Genomic DNA, 22080 nt, shown 5'->3' with positions numbered 1-22080 from the left:
TATGGAAGGAAAAGAAAAATTAATTGTAATTACAGGAGCTACTGGTAGTGGTAAAACCACGGTTCGTAACTATTTAGTAGATCAATACCATGTGGGAAAAGTAATCACGCATACTACTAGATCTCCACGTAAGAATGAAAAAACAATGTTGATTATTATTTTGAAAGTGATTCCAGTTTCGCTAAAAAACACTTTTTAGAACATGTTGAATATGCTAATGCTAAATATGGTTCTTCATATGAGGGATTAAAAAAAGCTTGGCATAATAATCCAATCGCTTCCATTGTCTTGGATACCCAAGGTGCGATTACTTATCTGAATAAATTAGGAAATCAAGCAATTATTTTCTTTATTCAAGTTAATGATCATAATAGTTTGAAAAAACGGATGATTGAACGTGGTGATAGTAAAGAAAAAATTAAACAAAGGTTATGTAGTGCTGAGTATGAACGTGATTTAAAGATTCCGATTGAATTACGTTCATCGGTACATATTATTGATAATAGTAATTGGCAAACTGCCAAGCATACTGTTGATAAATTAATGCATGAGCTATTTTAAAAGGAGTTATGTTTTAAACATAACTCCTTTTTTATTCTATTAAATTGACTAGCTCATTAAAGTAGTTATTTTTTAAGGCAACTAAGTTAATGGGTCTAACAATATCTAAACCTTTAATTTTAATTTCTTTTAAATGACCAGCATTAATTTCTTTTTCAGCTAATGACTTATACATAAATGAAATACCTAAATTATTTTGTAATAGGTTATTAATAACAGTGGGTTCGTTTACATTAATTACTTTATTAAAATCGTTTTCGGTAATGTTTAAAGATTCCAACCAGTTGGCAAAGATGAAACGAGTACCAGACCCCATTTCTCTTAACAATAAATTTTGTTTTAATAGTTCTTGAATCTTAAATGTTTTATTACTGGCTAGCGGATTATCAATCCCAGCAACACAAATAAATTGTTCATCTTTAATAACATGATAACTATATTTTTGTTTATTAAAATTACCTTCTAAAATTGCAAAATCTAATTTACCATTATCAATCATTTTTAATATTTCATTGGTATTAGTAACAACACATTCAATATTGTGAAATTGATTTTCCAATTTCTTAATTATATTGGGGGTCATAAAAATTGCTACAGATCTAGTTGATCCAAAAACTAATTTACGTTTTTTAGGTGTTTCTTTTAGTTGATGAATGAACTTATTACTCTGTACATTAATATTATTAATAAATTCAGCCAATTTTTGGCCATCTTTAGTAATTTGTAACAATGGTTGTTGATAATTAACTAATTTTAAATTTAATTCATTTTCCAAACTCTTAATTTGTTGAGTGACTGCTGGCTGAGTAATGAACAATTTTTCTGCAGTCTTTGTGTACGATTTAGTTTTAGATAAAATTTGAAAAGTAATATATCGTTGATCTAACATGATTCTTCCTTATAAGTATTATTAATATCATAATTAAAAATGATAATTTTATTTTATATTAACACACCGATATACTTAAAACATAAGTTAATAGGGGGGAAATTAGATTGAAAATTATATTTACACCTAAATTTTGGGTAACCATTATTATTACATTTATTTGTACAATGATTGGTACATATTTAGCTGGCATGCCATATTTAAATATTATTGGTTCATTGGTTTTAGCACTTATTTTTGGAATGTTATTACAAGTTCAACCTAAAATTACTAGGGGGTTAAAAGCTGAAGCTGGATTTATTTCTAATAAATTTCTACGTTTAGGAATTATTTTGTTAGGTTTTAAATTAAACCTTAATACTTTAATGTCTTCAGGAATTAAAACCATTTTATTAGCAATTTTAGTAGTCTTAGGAACAATTACTGGAACTTATTTACTTAATCGTAAATTAGGGGTGAATAAGGAGCTATCCATTTTAACTGCTAGTGGAACAGGTATTTGTGGAGCTGCTGCGGTTATGGGAATTTCACCACAAATTAAAGTTAGTTCAGACAAACAAGCACAAAAAGAAGAAGATCAAGTCCTTGCAGTCGCTATTGTTGCCATTATGGGAACAGTCTTTACTTTAATTGAAATTGCCATTAAACCATTATTACACATGGCACCAGATCAATTTGGTGTGATGGCGGGTGGCTCTTTACATGAAATTGCGCATGCAGTGGCAACTGGTAGTTCTGATGGCCCAGTTGCTTTAAACATTGCAATTATCACTAAGCTATCGCGAGTACTAATGTTAGCACCAGCTGCATTAATTATTGGAATCTGGTATCAAAAAACTACTACTAATGGTGAAGTTAGCGGTAAACGCAAACTACCAATTCCATGGTTTATGGCCGGATTTATTCTAACTAGTATTATTGGGACATATGCTCATTTTAGTGCGGGCTTATTGTCCATCTTAGTAAATGCCGCTTATATTTTCTTAGGAATGGCTATGGCAGCATTAGGGATGACCGTTAACTTTAAGGTTTTACTTAACCGTGGAGTTAAGCCATTAGTTGCTTCATTTACAAGTTCAGTTATTTTATTAGTATTTGTCATTATTGTTAGTAAAATATTCTTTTAAAATAATAAATAAAAATGCCGCTAATTATTTAGCGGCATTTTTTTAATCTTCATTTTTAATAATATAATCTTTAAATCTGTCCATTTGTGAAGCTGGAAGTTCAGCTTTAATTTTAGTTCCTTCAGCAAGATAGTCGGTTGCCAATACATTTGCATTATTATTTAAATAATTAATAATTTCACCCTTATCAAATGGCACTATGAATTCAGCAACAGCATAATTAGAATAACTGTTCTTTTTAATTATTTTGACTAATTCATCGATAGAATCATCTTCATTAGCTGAGATGATTAAATCTTCACCTACATGTTCTGGACGTTTTTCATTAGCTAAGTCAGCTTTATTGAAGACTGTAATCATTGGAACGTTTTCAACACCAATTTCTTTTAAAGTCTTCATAGTAGTATCCATCATTAATTCTTTATTTTCATCAGATTCATCAACTACTTGAATCAATAAATCAGCGTTAGCAGCTTCTGATAAAGTAGAACGAAAGGCCTGAACTAATTGATGGGGTAACTTACTAACAAAACCAACAGTATCGGAAAGCAACATATCCTTATTATCTGGGAAGGTTATTTTTCTGACACTTGTATTTAAAGTAGCAAATAGCATATTTTTAACCATTACTTGTTTATCAACATTTTCACCGTAACGACCAACTAGTTGATTCATAATAGTTGATTTACCAGCATTAGTATATCCGACTAAAGCAACGGTTGGAATATTAGTTGAATCACGTTGTTTACGTTGTGTTTTGTCTGATTTTTGAATTGCTTTTAACTCATTTTTAATATGAGTAACGTCTCTTTCAATCGCACGACGGTTTAATTCAATTTGTGATTCACCAGAACCACGGTTGGCAAAACCACCGCCACCTTGTTGATCTAGGCGTTGGCTGGCACTAGTGTGCAATCTAGGTAATTGGTATTCTAATTTGGCTAATTGAACTTGTAGTTTGGCTTCATGAGTTTGAGCACGAGTACCAAATATTTCTAAAATTAATCCAGTACGATCAATAACTTTAGTATTAGTTTTCTTTTCTAAATTTCTTAATTGACTAGGTGAAAGTTCGTCATTAACGATGATCATATCGGCATCGTAATCAATAATATCAGTTGCTAATTCCTCAACTTTTCCTTTACCAAAATAGGTTGCTGAATCGGGATGGTCTAATTTTTGTACTAATGTAGAAAGTACCTCAATATTATTAGCATTTGCTAGTGCTGTTAGTTCATCCATTGAATAATCGAATTCTTCATTATCTAAATTTAATCCGATTGTGATTGCGGTTGTTTGCTTGTTATCCACTCGATCATCCTCCTTGATTTGCTATATTATAACATTTCTATTCTTGAATTAATTTATTTATGACAAATTATAAAAATATGAGAATTTATTTTTTAATAATAATATTAATTAGCCGTTTTAATGATTTATAACCAAATTCTTTGGTTGAAAATAGGGCATTTGTAATAAGATATTACATGTAGCCGCTATTTTTTGCATAAAATTAAAATAATATTATAAAAGTTATTGCTTTGGATTATAAAGCAGTGTTAACATTTTATTAATGTATCTATAAAAATTAATTTATATAGATATAGTTATATTGGGGGTAATTAATTATGAAGATAAAATCAGCTATCATGGCTGGTGCTGTCAGTGTTTCATCGTTATGTTTACTTTCAGCATGTGGTAATAAACAACAATCAAGTAGTAAATTAGTGCAATGGCAACAACCAACCAATTTAACTACCTTGGATGCTTCCAAAGCTACCGATAACGTTTCTTTTGGGACTTTAAATAATAGTAATGAGGGCCTATTAATGGCTGCAAAAAATAACACAGTGAAACCAGGAGTTGCTAAAAGTTATCAAGTTTCTCCAGACGGTAAAACTTATACCTTTAATTTACGCCATTCTAAATGGAGTAACGGAAAACCAGTAACTGCTAATAATTTTGTATATGCTTGGCAACGAACGGTTAATCCAAAAACAGCTTCTCAATATTCATATTTATTTGATCATATAAAAAATGCTAGCCAAATTGGTGAAAATAAAGCTTCATTATCTTCACTAGGGGTTAAAGCAGATGGTAATTATAAACTAATAGTGAGCTTAACTAAGCCACAATCATATTTTAAATACTTAGTAGCAATGGCACCATTCTATCCACAAAGTAAGGAAACCGTTAATAAGTATGGACAATCATATGGTACTAACAGTGATGACATGCTTTACAATGGTCCATTTAAGGTTACAGGTTGGACTGGTACTAACGACAGTTGGAAATTGATTAAAAATAATAATTATTGGAATGCTAAAAATATTAAATTTAATGGTGTTAAGTTTAATGTACAAAAAGATTCTAATACTGATTTAAATCAATATTCCACCGGTGCTTTAGATTTAACAAATCTTGTCGGTAAACAACAAGTCGGAGAATTTAAACATTCTAAAGAATTACATAATGTAGATATGGCGGCGCCATTTTATATCGAAATGAATCAGAAAAATAATTCTGTCTTTAAAAATATAAATATTAGAAAAGCCATTTCGTTGGCTATTGATCGTGATCAATTTACTAAGAGTACTTTAGGTGATGGATCAAAACCAGCTCAAGGTTATGTTTCACCAGGAATGCCTAAACATAATGGTAAAACATTTATTCAAGATGCTGGTACTAAAACTGGTGTTTCTTATAATTTAAATGATGCCAAGAAGTTATGGAATAAAGGACTAAAAGAAATTGGTAAAAGCTCAGTTAATATTAGTCTTCTTGCCGATGATACAGATAATGGTAAATCTACTACTGAATTTTTGCAGACTTCATTAGAAAAATTACCAGGATTAAACGTTTCATCACAAAATGTACCATCTAAATCAAAACTTACTCGTGCACAAAGCGGTGACTTTGATATGGTTATTAACTCTTGGGTAGCAGACTTTCCAGACCCAATTTCTTTCTTATCATTATTTACAAGTAATGGTACATATAATAATGGAAAGTGGAGTAATGCTAAATATGATTCATTAATTAATAAAGCAGAAGGTACTGACGCTAATAATTCTAATAAACGTTGGAATGATTTAGTTAATGCTGAAAAGACTTTAATGAGTGAGCAAGGAATTATTCCAATTTATTACCAAGTTAGACCTATTGCCATTAAGCCAAGAATCAGTGGTGTTCAATTCTTCCCAACAGGTTCACCATATGACCTTAGAAATATTCGTATAAATAATAATCAACATTAATATGTGACATTATGTCACACTGTTTTACAAAAGTTACATTAAAATTAAAATTAAATTAGAAAATGTCTTGCTTTTAATTATAAAGTAATGTTAATATTTCATTAATCCTTTTAAAAGAAGTTTAATCTATTTCGCGATAGGTATATGTAATTGGGGGTAAGAATATTATGAAGTTAAAATCAATGTTGGAAGTTGGTGCTGTTGGAGCAGCGTCAGCATTCCTGCTAGCCGCTTGCGGTAATAATAGCGGTAAAGAATCAAACAGTAAATTAGTACAATGGCAACAAAGTTCTAATTTAACTACTTTGGATGCATCAAAGGCTACTGACGTTACTGCTGCTGGTACATTAAATAATAGTAATGAAGGATTATTAATGTCTGGTGAAAACAATACAGTTAAGCCAGGAGTTGCAGAAAGTTATAAAGTTTCTAAGGATGGTAAGACCTATACATTTAATCTTAGACATTCTAAATGGAGTAATGGGAAACCAGTTACTGCTAAGGACTTTGTATATGGCTGGCAACGTACAGTAAATCCAAAAACTGCTTCTCAATATTCATACTTATTCGATCATGTTCAAAATGCGACCGAAATTGGTAAAAACAAAGCACCACTTTCTTCTTTAGGTGTTAAAGCAGATGGTGATTATAAGCTAGTTGTTAATTTAACAAAACCTCAAACCTACTTTAAATACTTAGTAGCAATGTATCCTTTCTATCCACAAAGTGAATCTGTGGTTAATAAATATGGTAATTCATATGGAACTAATAGTAACAATATGATTTACAATGGACCATTTAAAGTTACTGGATGGACCGGTACTAATGATAGTTGGAAATTAGTTAAGAACAATGACTATTGGAATGCTAAGAGTATTAAATTTGATGGTGTTAAATTCAACGTGCAAAAAGATCCTAATACCGCTTTGAATCAATATCAAACGGGTGGTTTAGACGTTGATACACTTTCTGGAAAACAACAAGTTGGTGAATTTAAGAATAATAAAGAATTGCATAATAATAATGTTGCATCAACTTTCTATATTGAAATGAATGAAAAGACAAATCCAGTATTCAAGAATGCTAACATTAGAAAAGCTATTTCATTAGCCGTTGACCGTAAACAATTTACCCAAGATGTTTTAGGTGATGGATCAAAACCAGCAGTTGGCTATGTTTCACCAGGCATGTCTAAACGTAATGGGAAAGACTTTACTGATGATGCAGGAACTAAAGAAGGCGTTAGTTACAATTTAGCTGAAGCTAAGAAATTATGGGCTAAAGGTCTAAAAGAAACTGGTAAGAAATCAGTTAATGTTTCAATGCTATCTGATGATACTGCTGCAGGTAAGAGTACTACTGAATACCTACAAACAGCTTTGGAAAAACTACCTAACTTAAAAGTCACTGCACAAAATATTCCATTTAAGTCAAGATTAAGCCGTTCACAAAATGGTCAATTTGACATGGTAGTGAGTGCTTGGGGAGCTGATTTCCCAGATCCAGTTTCATATCTATCACTATTTACAAGCGATAGTGCATACAATAATGGTAAATGGAGTAATAAAGAATACGATACCTTATTACAAAATGCTGAAGGTAAGGATTCTAACAATGCAGGAAAACGTTGGGATGATCTTGTCAAAGCTGAAAAACTATTGATGTCAGATCAAGGAATTATTCCTATCTATCACCAAGTACAACCAATTGTTATCAAACCAAGGGTTAAAGGAATCCAATTTTTCCCAACAGGATCACCATATAATCTTAGAAATATAACTTTATCAAATAAATAGTACACAAGTTATTTGAGATATTATCAATAGATAGACTATAATAGGGGATAAGTTAAATGCTTACTGTATTTATGGCAGGTGTTTAATTTTTTCCGTACATATTAAACATAGTTTAGTATAAAAACTAAAAAAGATTGTGAGGAGTCATTATGGTAAGATATCTGGCAAAACGAATATTTTATTTAATCTTGACATTATTTATTGTAACGACAGTTACTTTCTTCCTTATGAAGATAATGCCAGGGACACCATTGACTAATGAAGCGAAGTTATCGCCTTCAGAAAGAAATATGGTTTTACAACAATATGGTTTAAATAAACCAGTATGGCAACAATATATTAGTTATATTGTTAATGCTGTACATGGTAATTTTGGAACATCATTTCAATTTAGTGATCAACAGGTTTCTTACTTAATTTCTAGTCGTGTTGGACCATCATTATTATTAGGTCTACAAGCAATTATTGTAGGGGTTTTGGCAGGAATTGTCGTTGGATCATTAGGAGCCATTAAAAAGGGAACATGGGTTGACACAACAACTACCATTGTTTCCATTTTGGGAATTTCAATTCCTTCTTTCGTGCTTTCAATCTTATTACAATATTTTGTTGCATTGAAATGGGGTTGGCTACCAATTGCCGGTTGGAGTGGATTTGCTTATACGATTCTGCCAACGCTAGCGTTAGCGGCAATGCCATTTGCTGAATCTGCTCGGTTTGTTAGAACTGAAATGGTTGATGTTTTAAGTGCCGATTACATTGAATTAGCTCGTGCTAAAGGTTTAAGTAAATTCGGTATTATTTACCATCATGCTTTAAGAAATAGTTTGATTCCATTAGTAACAATTGTTGGACCACTAGCTGTTAACATTATGACTGGTTCACTTGTTGTTGAAAACATCTTTGCTATTCCTGGTATTGGTGAACAATTTGTTAACTCAGTTGTAACTAACGATTACCCAACTATTATGGGATTAACTATTATGTACTGCTTTATGTTATGTGTGGTACTACTAATAACTGATATTATTTATGGATTAATTGATCCAAGAATCAGAATTACAGGAAAGAGAGGTTAAAGATATGGCAGATAAACAACAAGAATTACCAAAAGATGCGTTTGAACCCCTTTCAGATGGTTCGCATTTAGATAATGAAAAAATTGCTGCTCCTTCGTTAACTTTCTTAAAAGATTCTTGGCGTCGTTTAAAGAAAAATAAAGCTGCAATGATTTCATTAGTTATTTTAATTTTATTATTTGTGGTGGCTTTTGGTTCAGCTTTAATTCCATCAATGAATAATGTTTCAACTAATCCAAATCTTAATAATTTACCACCACGTATTCCTGGAATTGATATTCCCGGATTTAACGGAACTTTAGTTCAAGGTGGACAAAGAGTTAATGCTTATACCGGTGCTGCTGCTAATCATTACTTCTGGTTTGGTAGTGACTACTTAGGTCGTGACTTATTAGCTAGAACATTATATGGTACTAGAATTTCATTGATTATTGCAGTGGTAGCAACTTTCTTTGATTTAACTATTGGAGTTGCTTACGGAATTATTTCCGGCTGGAAAGGCGGAAAAGTTGATACTGTAATGCAAAGAATTATTGAAATTATGCTATCAATTCCTAACTTAGTTGTTATGATTCTACTATTATTAATCTTAAAACCAGGTATTCCTGCTATTATTATTGCGATTGCCTTTACTAGTTGGATTAATATGGCACGTTTAGTGCGTGCACAAACACTGGAATTAAAGAACCAAGAATTTGTGCTAGCTGCTAGATCATTAGGTGAAAGTTCAATTAAGATTTCATTTAAGCATCTATTACCTAACTTAACTAGTGTTATTATCATTAATACTATGTTTACTATTCCAAGTGCAATTTTCTTCGAAGCATTCCTATCATTTATTGGAATTGGGGTTCCAGCTCCAGCTGCTTCATTAGGTACTTTAATTAGTAATGGTCAAAAATCATTCCAATTCTTACCATATCAAATGTGGGTTCCCGCAGTTGTGCTATCAGTATTAATGATTGCATTTAACATTTTAGGTGATGGATTGCGTGATGCATTTGATCCAAAATCAAGAGAGTAGGTGACATAGAATGGAAAACAAAGATGATATCCTAGAAGTTAGAAATTTAACAATTAATTTCAAAACTTATGCAGGTAAAGTTCAAGCCATTCGTGACATTAGTTTTGATTTGAAGAAAGGTGAAACCTTAGCAATTGTGGGTGAATCCGGTTCTGGTAAATCAGTTACTACTCGTAGCATTATGGGTTTGAATGCACCTAACGCTGAAATTGCCGGCGGTAGCATTAAGTTTAAAGATGAAGAAATTTTAGATAAAAATGAAAAACAATTAAGTAAACTTCGTGGTAAAAGCATTGCTGAAATTTTCCAAGACCCAATGACTTCATTGGATCCAACCATGAAAGTTGGTAAGCAAGTTGCTGAACCTTTACGTGTTCATCAAGGAATGAGTAAAGAAAAAGCCATGGAAAAAGCTTTAGAAATTATGAAATTAGTTGGTATTACCAACGCCAAAGAAAGAATCAATGATTATCCATATCAATTTTCTGGTGGGATGAGACAAAGAATTGTTATCGCAATTGCCTTGGTTAACTATCCACAAGTATTGATTGCCGATGAACCAACCACTGCCTTGGATGTTACAATCCAAGCTAAGATTCTTCATTTAATGAAGGAACTACAAACTAAGATTAATACTTCAATTATCTTTATCACTCATGATTTGGGTGTAGTTGCAGGAATGGCTGATCGTGTCGCAGTTATGTATGCTGGTAAAATTGTTGAATATGGAACTGTTGATGAAATTTTCTACAATGCTAAACATCCATATACTTGGGGACTATTAGGTTCAATGCCTACCCTTGATACTGATGTCGATGTATTACCATCAATTCCAGGAACACCTCCTGATTTGTTGGATCCACCGGTTGGGGATGCCTTTGCTGCTAGGAATAAGTATGCACTTAAGATTGATACATTAAAACAACCACCATTCTTTAAAGTTTCCAATACTCACTATGCAGCAACCTGGTTATTAGATGATCGTGCACCAAAGGTCACACCACCAGCTGACATTGTTAAGCGTCAAGAACACTTTAAAGCAACACATAATAATTAATAATTAGGTGGTGAAATCATGTTAGAAGAAAATGCTCCTAAAATTCTAGAAGTTGAAGGATTAAAACAATACTTTAATGTTGGTAAAGGAGATGAAGTAAAAGCGGTTGATGACATTTCATTCGATGTTTATAAGGGTGAAACTTTTGGTCTAGTTGGTGAATCTGGTTCTGGTAAAACCACTACTGGTCGTGCCATTAGTCATTTGTATGAACCAACTGCTGGAAAAATTATCTTTGATGGCAAAGATGTTTCCAAGTTAAGACATAAAGCACAAAAGCAACAATTTAGAAGTGATATTCAAACAATCTTCCAAGATCCATATGCTTCTTTAAACCCTCGTATGAAGGTTGAAGATATTGTAGCTGAAGGAATTGATATTAATCATTTAGCTAAGGATAAAGAAGATCGTAAACATCAAGTTGAAGACTTACTTGAGACGGTTGGTTTGAATAAAGAACACGCTAACCGTTATCCACATGAATTCTCAGGTGGACAAAGACAACGTATCGGAATTGCTCGTGCTTTAGCGGTCAAGCCTAAGTTTATTATCGCTGATGAACCTATTTCTGCATTGGATGTTTCAATCCAAGCCCAAGTGGTTAACTTATTAAAAGATTTACAAAAGAAACGTAAATTAACTTACTTATTCATCGCTCATGATTTATCAATGGTTAAGTACATTAGTGATCGAATTGGTGTTATGCATTATGGTCGTATGTTAGAAATTGCGGACGCTGATGAATTGTATGCTAATCCATTACACGATTATACAAGAAGTCTATTATCAGCAGTTCCAGTTCCTGATCCAGAATATGAACGTAGTCGTCAAACATTTGATTATGATGCAAGTAAAGAAGATGATGGGAAGAATCGCAAACTAGTTGAAATTGCACCTCGTCATTATGTTCGTGCATCTGAAGATGAAATTGATATGTATAAAGAACGCTTGAAAAAATAATTAGACACAAAAAGAACCGTTATCAATTTGATAACGGTTCTTTTTATTACTTTTATTATACGTTTTCGTCAGTACGATTGTAGTATTGAACTTTAATATTTGTGCCATCTGGTTCAGCAGTTAACTTAGAAACACTACCATTTAAAATTGATTCAGAGACATCAATGCTGCTATCAGCAAATTGGTCAATTGCCCATCTAATGATAGTACCATGAGCAGCAATTAAAACATTTTCGCCATCTTTAGCATTTTGAATTGCTTTCTTTAATCCAGGCATGAAACGAGCACGGATATCACTATCAGTTTCGGCATCACCATAAGGATCAGCTTCAGCGATTAGATCAGCAGTACCACCCATACCTAATTTATCAATCATTTCACCATAGCTATCCATACCTTTAGGGCCACCAATTTGGTGCCAAGCTTGTTCACTGTCATTTCCTTCGAAGTAACCGAAGTTTTCTTCACGAAAGGCAGTATCCATAATAGGTTCTTCAAGTGATGAAGGATTTTGTTGCAAAATATATTTACCAGTATCATATGCACGTGGCATATCACTTGAGTAAGCATGGTCAAATTTAATTTTACTCAATCTTTTACCAGCATCCACAGCATCAGCAACCCCTTTAACAGTTAGGGGAGCATTAGCTGATCCTTGAATACGGAAATATTTGTTTAAATAAGTTTGTCCATGACGTACTAGATAAATATTAATCATAAAAAAACCTCCTATTTTTCATAAGTCTCTATCAATGTTGATTTTATCATACAAATTCTTTGTAATAAAAAGATGACCCTCAGGTTAAAAATTTTATTTTGCCAATTATTTGTGCTAAAATTATTAATCAACTTTTGAATGGAGGAAATGTCTAAATGGCTGACTCAATTAGAGAATATGAAACTAAACATTTAAAGAACGTCTTAGGAAAAATTGGCGTTGCTAAAACTGAAGCAGCACAGAAGATTAACCGTGCTGAAAAAGATGAAAGTGCAATCAATAAAAACTTTTATAATGATGTCCGTTTAAAAACAAGTACTTATAGTGGGATGATGGAAACTTCGGTTTCAATTCGTCAACAACAACAAATGCTTGAAGAACGTGAAAATAGTTGGAAGCATGCTACTAGAGAATACGATAAATTAAATAAAATGGAAGCTCGTCCATACTTCGCACGTTTGGATTTTGAAGAAGCAGGCGAAGGCGAACCGGAAACTATCTATATTGGATTGGGTTCATTTGCTGATAGTCCCGATCATTATTTGATTTATGATTGGCGTGCACCTATTTCAAGTATCTACTATGATAGTAAGATTGGTAAATTAACTTATAATACTCCTATGGGATCCCAAGAAGTTAATGTGACTTTAAAACGTCAATTCCAAATTAAAGATGGAGAAATTGATACTATTTTTGATACTGACCAAGTAGTTGGGGATCAAATGTTACTAGATAACTTAAATGGTAAATCTAGTACCAAAATGAAGAGTATTGTTACTACCATTCAAGCTGAACAAAATAAGATTATCCGTGATACTGATTCTGACTTGTTATTTGTGCAGGGAGCTGCTGGTTCAGGTAAAACGGCTGCTGTTTTACAAAGAATTGCTTTCTTACTGTATCAATACCGTGGGAAATTGCATTCTGGTCAAGTAATCTTATTTTCACCGAACCAATTGTTTAATGATTATATTAATCAAGTGTTGCCTGAATTAGGGGAACAAAATATGGTGCAAATGACTTATTATCAATATAGTAGTTTGCGGGTTCCACATATGAATGTTGAAACTTTATCCGAACGTTTTGAAGAAGATAATTCTGAAGATGGTCAAGTTCGTAAGATTAATAATCTAAAGAATAGTTTGGACTACTTTAAAGCAGTTACAGCTTATGCTAATCATTTGAACACTGAAGATATGAAATTTAAGAACTTGAAGTTCAATGGTGAAATCTTTATTTCTCGTGAAAAGATTGCTGAAATCTACTATAGCTTTAATGAAAATTATAATTTAAGAAATCGTCTTTCTGCCACTAAAGAACGACTTGTTAAGATGTTGAATCGTCGTGTGAAAGCAGAAATGAAAACGCAGTGGGTTGAACAAGCAGTGCAAGATTTGACTCGTGAACAAATTGAAGCCGTGCAAAGAACACATCCAGACGAATTTGAAAATGCTGATAAGGAATTTAATTTCTTAGCTAAACATATTGTGATTGGAGCATTTAGAAAAATTCGTAAACAAATTGTTCATTCCCGTTTCTTAAGAATTAATAATCAATTTGTCCACATGTTAAGAAATATTCCTAATCTAGTGAACTTAAAAGATTATGATTTGACTAAGGATGATTGGGAAAAGAGTGTTGATCATTCTATTGAACAAATGAAGTCGGGTGATATTTCAATCTCAGATGTCTCAGCTTACCTATATCTATTTGATAAGATTTCTGGTAAACGTGCCAAGACTGATATTAGATATCTATTCATTGATGAAGTGCAAGACTACACGGCCTTTCAAATGGCTTTCTTGAAATTCACCTTTCCCCGTGCTCGTTTCACATTATTAGGGGACTTGAATCAAGCTATCTTTACCCATGAAAATAGTCATAAATTATTGCAAGAACTAGGAACCATGTTTGATCCTGAAAAGACCAATGTTGTGCAATTGACTAAATCATATCGTTCAACTGAACAAATCACTGACTTTACTAAACATCTATTAGGTGATGGTGTTGAAATTGAATCATTCGCTCGTGAAGGGGACAAACCATTGATTAATGTGGTTGATGATCAAAAAGCAGCACTTAATAAGTTGAATGATAAAATCAATGCTGATAAGCAAAAACATGATACAACCGCTATTATCGTGAAAACATTAGCTGATGCTGAATCATTATCCGAACAATTAAACCAAATGAATGTAAAAAATACGCTTATTAGAACTGAAAATCAACGTTTGGCTACTGGGACCTTAATTATTCCTTCATACCTTGCAAAAGGGCTAGAATTTGATTCTGTAGTGATGTGGGATGCTAGTGCTGAACAATATGGTGACGAAGCAGATCGTCAATTAGTTTATACTATCTGTACGCGTGCAATGCATGAACTAACCATCATTGCTGAAAAACAATTATCACCAATTTTTGATAGTGTGCCTGCAAAATTTTATGATTTACAATAATTAATATTAGTAACAAACAAAAAGAGCTTAACTAAGCAGGTTAGGCTCTTTTTTACTACATCTAAATACAGAAATGTTATGATTAAAAACAATTATTTATTTTATTGGAGGGATTGCTTTGGCAAATCCAATTAACTATTACACATTTAAAAAAGATGAATGGAAAAACTTTTACCATACCCAATCAGTACCATTGACCAAAGAAAGTTTAAAACAAATCAAAGCTTTTAATGACCAAATTTCATTGCAAGATGTTAAAGATGTTTATATTCCAATTGTGCATTTATTGGATTTATGTACACAAAATTTTAATGACTGGCAAAAAACTAAAACACAATTTTTAGACAAAGAAAATCGTAAAGTCCCATTTATTATCGGTATTTCGGGAAGTGTAGCCGTTGGTAAATCAACGACTGCTCGTTTATTGGAAGTTTTATTGAGTCACTTTTTCCCAGAAAAGAAAGTGCAATTAATTACGACTGATGGATTTTTATATAATACCAAAGAACTAGAACGTCGTGGAATTATGCAACAAAAGGGTTTTCCAGAAAGTTATGATATGAAGGCTTTAATTAACTTTTTAAATGAGGTTAAATCCGGTCAACCAAATGTGAAAGCACCAGTTTATTCACATGAAGTCTACGATATTATTCCTAATCGTTATGATATTATTGACCGTCCAGATATTTTAATTATTGAAGGAATTAATACGCTTCAATTACCAAGTAATCAACAAATTTATGTGAGTGATTTTACTGACTTCTCCATTTATATTGATGCGGCTGATGACTTAATTGAAAAATGGTATCTAGATCGTTTTAAGAAATTAATGGATACCGCCTTTCAAAATCCTTCTAACCATTATTATGAATTAGCACATTCTAATCGTGATAAAGCAGTGCAAATGGCGAAAGATGTCTGGCAATCAATTAATTTACCAAACTTAGAAGAAAATATTAAACCAACTAAAACTAGAGCCGATTTAATTATTCATAAAGGTGAAGAACACCGCATTGACAATATTTTATTAAGGAAATACTAACTGGTAAAATTTGACACATTCCTATCTTCTCGGTATGATTAAAAGCAATTTAGAAAAGGAGCGTGGATGGTTTGGCTGAAATGGACCTATCTTCATTTGATAAAATTTTGGTGCTTGATTTCGGTAGTCAATACAACCAACTAATCACCCGTCGTATTCGTGATTTTGGTGTATATTCCGAGTTGAAGTCTCACAATATGTCAATCGAAGAGATTAAAGCTTTTAACCCTAAGGGAATTATCTTCTCTGGTGGACCTAACAGTGTTTATGCTGATGACGCCTTGAAAGTTGACCCTAAAATTTTTGAAATGAATATTCCAATCCTAGGAATTTGCTATGGAATGCAATTAATGGCATATGACCTAGGCGGTGGAAAAGTTGATGGAGAAGATCATGGCCAATATGGACATGCTGATATCGACATTACGACTGACGATGCTGATTTATTTAAGGGCTTACCTAAAAATCAACCAGTTTGGATGAGTCATGGAGACCTTGTTAGAAAGGTTCCAAATGGCTTTGAAAATGTGGCTTCCGCAAAAGGTTGTCCCATTACTGCAATGCAAGATACCGCTAGAAAGTTCTATGGAATTCAATTCCATGCTGAAGTTAGAAATACCAAATATGGTACTGACATCTTAAAGAACTTCGTGTTTAACGTTTGTGGCGCAGAAGCAAACTGGTCAATGAATGATTTTGTTGACTTAAAGATTAAACAAATTAGAGAAGAAGTCGGCGACAAGAAAGTTATCCTTGGTCTATCCGGTGGGGTCGATTCAAGTGTAACCGGAGTTTTATTACACAAGGCAATTGGTGACCAATTAACTTGTATCTTCGTAGACCATGGTTTACTACGTAAGAACGAAGTTGAAGAAGTTATGGATAGTCTAAAAGGTAAATTTGGCTTGAATATCATCCAAGTGGATGCAAGTGATCGTTTCTTAGGTAAGTTGAAGGGTGTTTCTGATCCTGAACAAAAACGTAAGATTATCGGTAAAGAATTTATCGAAGTGTTCAATGATGAAGCTCGTAAGCTAAAAGACATTGACTTCTTAGCACAAGGAACTCTATACACTGATGTGATTGAAAGTGGTACTGATACTGCTCAAACCATTAAATCTCATCACAATGTGGGTGGACTTCCAGAAGACATGCATTTTGAATTAATTGAACCAGTGCGTTCATTATTCAAGGATGAAACTAGACACTTAGGTGAAGAAATGGGGATGCCAGCTAACTTGGTATGGCGTCAACCATTCCCAGGTCCTGGTCTAGGTATTCGTGTCATTGGTGAAATCACTCAAGAAAAATTACGGATCGTGCGTGATAGTGACTTTATTTTACGTAAAGAAATCGCTAAAGCAGGCCTTGATACTGAAATCTGGCAATACTTCACGGTCTTACCTGGATTCAAAAGTGTGGGTGTCATGGGTGATGAAAGAACTTATGACTACACCATTGCAATTCGTGCAGTGAACTCAATCGATGGAATGACTGCTGACTTTGCACAAATTCCATGGGATGTTTTATCAAAAATTTCAACTAAGATTGCAAACGAAGTTGATGGTATTAACCGAGTAGTGTATGACATTACTAGTAAGCCACCTTCGACAATTGAATGGGAATAATGATTTATTCCTAGTTAAAAGGCGTTATCCATTTGTGGATAGCGCCTTTTTAGTTTGCCAAAAAAATTACTTAGAACTATTATAAAAATATATATTACATAATTCATAGGAGATAACATGAAAAAAATATTAACTGGAGGAATTGTTACCCTTTTACTACTAGCCTTATTAGGTAGTTGTATGGGTGGCAAAGATTCCTCAAAAAAGAATAGTAATTCAAGCTCAGAACCAAGCTCTAGTTTACAAAGTAGTGATCATAGTTCATCACATAGTGATAAACATGTTGCTAAAAAGCAGGCTAAGGATACTGAAAAACATGTTCAAAGTGATAATAAACTAGATGATTTAAATTATACTTCTGGTGAACAAGCCTTTACTTATGTAAATAATGACCATGCCAATTTAAAGACAACTGATTGGAAATACAACCATGTTATTTACAGTAATTTAGATAATTTGAATCGAACTTCAGCTGGCAACACAGCTTATTTAGAATCACGAAACGTTGCTAATGATAGTTTACGTTCTACTCAAGATGTTAAACCAACCGGTTGGCATCAAAAGTTTATCAATCGTGAAGCCATCATTAATCGTGGTCATGAGATTGCTTACAGTTTATCTAAAGGTATTAGTGTAAATGGTAATTATGAACCTAATTTACAATCAGGTGATCAAAACAATTTAAAGAATTTATTTACACAAACTGCTTTTAGTAATCAAAAAGTACAAACCATTTACGAAAGTAAGGTGCGTGATGCTTTACGTGCTGGTAAGAAGGTCATTTATCAAGTTACACCCGTCTTTAAAGGCAGTGACTTAATGGCACGTGGAGTTCATTTGCAAGCATTATCAACCGATAATACTTTAAATTTCAATGTATATTTATATAATGTGCAACCAGGCGTTAAATTTAACTATGCGGATGGAACTTCTAAGATTGACCATAATATGAATGTACCAACGCCAGCAGGGGCACCTAGTTTTAGTGAACATCGTAACTATAATGGTGAACACTATCATCGCCATCATTATGTTAGGGATGCCATGATTGCTGGAGCAGCTCATCACTATATTAAGCGTCACTATCAAAGAAAATATGAACGCCATTATTATCATCCATATCATCGTCCATATCATCGTCATTATTATGGATATCATAGACGTCATCATTTATTTTAAATATTATTAATTGATAAATTAAATTTTTAAAATTAGCATTGTCTCTTTAGACGATGCTTTTTTGTTGTTATATAATTAATGTAAATCTTTGGTATGAGGAGATGAATTTAAGCATGACGCCAGCAGAATTCCACAAGATTTATGATTCATTAAATCAATATGGCAAGTCAGCGTTAAATTCTATCACTGATGAGCAGTCCGATTATCGAACCCATTCACATGATATTATTTACAAACGATTTTATATTAATGCCCATGATATTGGTGAAATTTATCATTACACGAGCATTAGTGCTTTAAAAAACATTGTACAAACCAAGTTATTCTACGTTGGTTATATTCATTCGATGAATGATCCGCTTGAAGTTCGTTATACTTATCGAGTTGCGATTGAATATTTAAAGCAGTTAGATGCTACCAAAGCAGAAATTGATGCATTCATTAATGATTATCAACATAACAATTTTGATAGTTATGTTTGGAGCTTTTCACCTAATCGTAATTCGCAAGCCTTAGGTAATTATGGGGATGTGGCATTAGGCTTTGATAGTCAAAAGATTCAACAAAAATTATCTGCTCAATACACTTCGCCTGATTTTCAACATATGGGAGAAGGTTATGGGTATGTATTTCCATTAAAAGTTGAATATAATCAAAAGACGCATAAAGCTTTTATCATGCCTATTATTAAAGAATGGCTCGATGCTTATCGTGGCCTAAGAGGAGTCTGGAATTCGGTGGCCATTGATATTCGTAAAAGATGTTTAAGTTCATTATTCTTATTATCATTATGTTTTAAACGCCAAATTTTATGGCAAGAAGAAGAAATCCGCTATGTGATTGTAAAACCTAAAAGTAATCATTTTGATGCATCAGCATTAGTTAGTGATCGACCTATTTCATTGGCGCAAATTAATCCTAATATTTTACGTGAGGTAGTTTTAAGTCGGAATTCAGAAGGCCGTAAACAAGAGGTTAAAGACATTTTAACTGATAATGGCTTTTCCAAAACCAAGGTTAAAATTACCGATTTACCTTACTGAAAACACTATTTAGTATTTTTATTAATATTTATATACTATGATATATAATATATAAATTGATTTTTGAAGGAGTATGTAAATATTAATAAGAATATCTACGAAGCACCAATTGTGGGGTTATTGTTAGCGATGAATTCTGGAGCAATTGATGCATATACTTTTTTACAACATGGTGAAGTCTTTGTTGGTTTACAAACAGGAAACTTTATTTTATTTGGTATTAGTTTAAGTAAGCTAGCATGGTGGCAATCATTACGTTATCTATTTTCCATTTTAATGTTTGCGCTAGGAGTAGTTTTTATCAAACATTTACAAGCTAGTCGTTATCGAGAGCGCAATATTAAAAGGATTATTTTAATTATTGATTTATTATTGCTAGTGGTTGTTGGAACTTTAGCTAATTTTATTTCTGATATTCTGATTGTGGGATTATTAGCGATTGCTGCTGCCGCTCAATTTCAAGAATTTAAATTAATGAATGGGAATCCGTTTAATCCCTTAATGATGACAGGTAATTTAAGAAAATTATTGGATAATTTTTATTCATTCTTGAGATTTAAAAATGTAAAGGCAAGACGCATTGCAATTGATACTTGTTTAGTACTATTTTGCTTTATCTTAGGCTCTTTAATCATGGGACTTTTAACAAATGTCTTTGATAAATATGCTATTTTCATGAATGTAATTATTATTTCAATTGTTTTATTAGTTACTAATCAAAAATTTAAGGTTTAAGCATTGTTCTTTAGACAATGCTTTTTTTGTAATAAAATAAATGTATTAATTAAATCTTAAGGAGTGTGAACAATGGGGAAGTATGTATTTCAACCAACTGCCATCGATCAATTAAAAGCTAATTATGATGTAGTAATTGTTGGTTCTGGTTCAACTGGTTTAGTTAGTGCGATTCAAGCTCATGAATTAGGTTTAAAACCAGTGATTTTAGAAAAAATGGATAAATTAGGTGGTAATTCAACTCGTGCATCTTCTGGGATGAACGCTGCTGAGACCGAAACACAATTAAAACATCATATTATTGATAGTTTTAAAGCTTTCTATAACGATACTTTTATCGGTGGCGATCAACAAAATAATCCTGAAATGCTTGATTACTTTACCAGTCATTCTGCATTATCAGTGGATTGGTTAGCTGATCATGGAATTGATTTGGATGATTTGACCATTACTGGTGGTATGCATACTAAACGGACGCATCGTCCTAGCTCGGGAGCCCCTATTGGAGCATTCTTAGTTACTAACTTTCTGAAAATTGTTGAAAAAGACCAAATTCCAGTTTTTAATAACGTTGATGTAGATAAAATTTTAAAAGAAGATAATAAGGTTACCGGCGTGAATGTGAAATTATCAGATGGTAATGAACAATCAATTCATGCAAAAGCAGTTATGTTAGCGACTGGTGGTTTTGGTGCTAGTAAAGAAATTATTGGTAAATATCGTAGTGATTTAACTCATTATCGAACTACTAATCAACCTGGGGCAACCGGTGATGGCTTAAAATTAGCCACTGATGCAGGAGCTGGTCTAGTTGATATGGATAAAATTCAAGTGCATCCTACTGTTCAACAAGATAATGATCATGCTTTCTTAATTGGAGAAGCTGTTCGTGGGGAAGGTGCCATTTTAGTGGATCAGAATGGTCATCGTTTCGTGAATGAATTAGATACTCGTAAAAATGTAACCGATGCGATTAATCAATTACCTGAAAAATCAGCCTATTTGATTTTAAATCAGGGGATTCGTGATCATGTTGGTGCCATCAATTTTTATGATTCAATTGGTTTAGTTATTCATGGGGATTCACTTAGTGATTTAGCTAAAAATATTAAAATAAATCCTGAAGAGTTAAATACTACATTAGATAAATGGAACCAAGCAGTTAGAACTCAACATGATGATGACTTTAATCGTACCACTGGGATGGATCGTGACATCAGTGCAGGACCTTATTTTGCAATTCACATTGCTCCAGCGGTTCATTACACAATGGGCGGAATTAAAGTAAATGCTAAAACTCAAGTTTTAAATGCAGATAATCAACCAGTCAAAGGTTTATTTGCTGGGGGTGAAGTTGCTGGAGGCTTACATGGTGATAATCGCATTGGTGGTAATTCAATTGCTGAAACCGTGATTTTTGGTCGCCAAGCAGGACAACAAGTATTTAAATATATTGATGAGAAGTAATCAAAAAGTCCTAAGCTAATTAATAGCTTAGGACTTTTTATTTGTTTGAAATAGTAATACCC

General features: G+C 32.8%; 17 protein-coding genes and 2 pseudogenes. 16 read left to right on the top strand and 3 right to left on the bottom strand.

The features are described 5' to 3' along the window. The first annotated feature begins 1 nt into the window (after position 1). Positions 2-199 carry an AAA family ATPase gene (locus tag C7N41_RS07890; RefSeq protein ID WP_318530553.1) on the top strand — a complete coding sequence of 66 codons (198 nt, stop codon included), beginning with the start codon at positions 2-4 and terminating at the stop codon, positions 197-199. 8 nt (positions 200-207) lie between these two features. Beyond that, positions 208-561: pseudogene (locus C7N41_RS07885) on the top strand (guanylate kinase); the annotation flags it as partial. 31 nt (positions 562-592) lie between these two features. Here the strand turns inward: C7N41_RS07885 and C7N41_RS00660 are convergent. Next, complete coding sequence (locus C7N41_RS00660) at positions 593-1450, bottom strand: LysR family transcriptional regulator (protein ID WP_105963820.1); 858 nt, start codon at positions 1448-1450, stop codon at positions 593-595. Positions 1451-1557: 107 nt separating this feature from the next. Between C7N41_RS00660 and C7N41_RS00655 the strand changes: the two genes are divergently transcribed. After that, positions 1558-2577 carry a YeiH family protein gene (locus tag C7N41_RS00655; RefSeq protein ID WP_404799005.1) on the top strand — a complete coding sequence of 340 codons (1020 nt, stop codon included), beginning with the start codon at positions 1558-1560 and terminating at the stop codon, positions 2575-2577. A gap of 42 nt (positions 2578-2619) precedes the next feature. Here the strand turns inward: C7N41_RS00655 and hflX are convergent, their stop codons facing one another. Next, positions 2620-3888: a GTPase HflX gene (gene hflX / locus C7N41_RS00650; protein ID WP_105963818.1), complete on the bottom strand. Its 1269-nt coding sequence runs from the start codon at positions 3886-3888 to the stop codon at positions 2620-2622. Between the two features lie 317 nt (positions 3889-4205). On the opposite strand from hflX, the gene C7N41_RS00645 reads away from it, so the two are divergent. The 6 genes from C7N41_RS00645 (at position 4206) to C7N41_RS00620 (ending at position 11750) form a co-directional block, all read left to right on the top strand. After that, a complete protein-coding gene (locus C7N41_RS00645) occupies positions 4206-5834 on the top strand; it encodes a peptide ABC transporter substrate-binding protein (RefSeq protein ID WP_105963817.1) in 1629 nt (542 codons plus the stop codon). Positions 5835-6001: 167 nt separating this feature from the next. After that, entirely contained in the window at positions 6002-7630 is a 1629-nt protein-coding gene (locus C7N41_RS00640; RefSeq protein WP_105963816.1) for a peptide ABC transporter substrate-binding protein, read from the top strand. A gap of 149 nt (positions 7631-7779) precedes the next feature. Next, positions 7780-8709, top strand: a complete 930-nt coding sequence (gene opp3b / locus C7N41_RS00635) for an oligopeptide ABC transporter permease (protein ID WP_105963815.1) — start codon at positions 7780-7782, stop codon at positions 8707-8709. A 4-nt stretch (positions 8710-8713) separates the two neighbouring features. Beyond that, the gene (locus C7N41_RS00630) at positions 8714-9733 is read left to right on the top strand and encodes an ABC transporter permease (protein WP_105963814.1); all 1020 of its coding nucleotides are present in this window, start codon (positions 8714-8716) and stop codon (positions 9731-9733) included. 10 nt (positions 9734-9743) lie between these two features. Further along, positions 9744-10790, top strand: coding sequence for an ABC transporter ATP-binding protein (locus tag C7N41_RS00625; protein WP_105963813.1), 1047 nt, complete (start codon positions 9744-9746; stop codon positions 10788-10790). 18 nt (positions 10791-10808) lie between these two features. Next, a complete protein-coding gene (locus tag C7N41_RS00620; protein ID WP_105963812.1) occupies positions 10809-11750 on the top strand; it encodes an ABC transporter ATP-binding protein in 942 nt (313 codons plus the stop codon). A gap of 55 nt (positions 11751-11805) precedes the next feature. Here the strand turns inward: C7N41_RS00620 and C7N41_RS00615 are convergent, their stop codons facing one another. After that, entirely contained in the window at positions 11806-12468 is a 663-nt protein-coding gene (locus C7N41_RS00615; protein WP_105963811.1) for a histidine phosphatase family protein, read from the bottom strand. 155 nt (positions 12469-12623) lie between these two features. Here C7N41_RS00615 and helD point away from each other — a divergent pair, with 155 nt between their 5' ends. The 7 genes and pseudogenes from helD to C7N41_RS00580 all read left to right on the top strand — a co-directional run bounded on the left by helD (position 12624) and on the right by C7N41_RS00580 (position 22018). Continuing rightward, the gene (gene helD / locus C7N41_RS00610; protein WP_105963810.1) at positions 12624-14924 is read left to right on the top strand and encodes an RNA polymerase recycling motor HelD; all 2301 of its coding nucleotides are present in this window, start codon (positions 12624-12626) and stop codon (positions 14922-14924) included. 118 nt (positions 14925-15042) lie between these two features. Beyond that, positions 15043-15966: a type I pantothenate kinase gene (gene coaA / locus C7N41_RS00605; protein ID WP_105963809.1), complete on the top strand. Its 924-nt coding sequence runs from the start codon at positions 15043-15045 to the stop codon at positions 15964-15966. Positions 15967-16046: 80 nt separating this feature from the next. Beyond that, a complete protein-coding gene (gene guaA, locus C7N41_RS00600; protein WP_105964069.1) occupies positions 16047-17594 on the top strand; it encodes a glutamine-hydrolyzing GMP synthase in 1548 nt (515 codons plus the stop codon). Positions 17595-17711: 117 nt separating this feature from the next. After that, positions 17712-18551 (top strand): annotated as a pseudogene (locus C7N41_RS07755) (DNA/RNA non-specific endonuclease); the annotation flags it as partial. 335 nt (positions 18552-18886) lie between these two features. Further along, positions 18887-19816, top strand: coding sequence for a hypothetical protein (locus C7N41_RS00590; RefSeq protein ID WP_105963808.1), 930 nt, complete (start codon positions 18887-18889; stop codon positions 19814-19816). 111 nt (positions 19817-19927) lie between these two features. Continuing rightward, positions 19928-20551: a YoaK family protein gene (locus C7N41_RS00585; protein WP_263852000.1), complete on the top strand. Its 624-nt coding sequence runs from the start codon at positions 19928-19930 to the stop codon at positions 20549-20551. 72 nt (positions 20552-20623) lie between these two features. Next, positions 20624-22018: a flavocytochrome c gene (locus C7N41_RS00580; protein ID WP_105963806.1), complete on the top strand. Its 1395-nt coding sequence runs from the start codon at positions 20624-20626 to the stop codon at positions 22016-22018. Positions 22019-22080 lie beyond the last annotated feature (62 nt).

This window comes from Apilactobacillus micheneri (assembly GCF_002993975.1).
GTDB lineage: Bacteria > Bacillota > Bacilli > Lactobacillales > Lactobacillaceae > Apilactobacillus > Apilactobacillus micheneri.
This window is presented reverse-complemented; position numbering and strand designations above follow the sequence as displayed.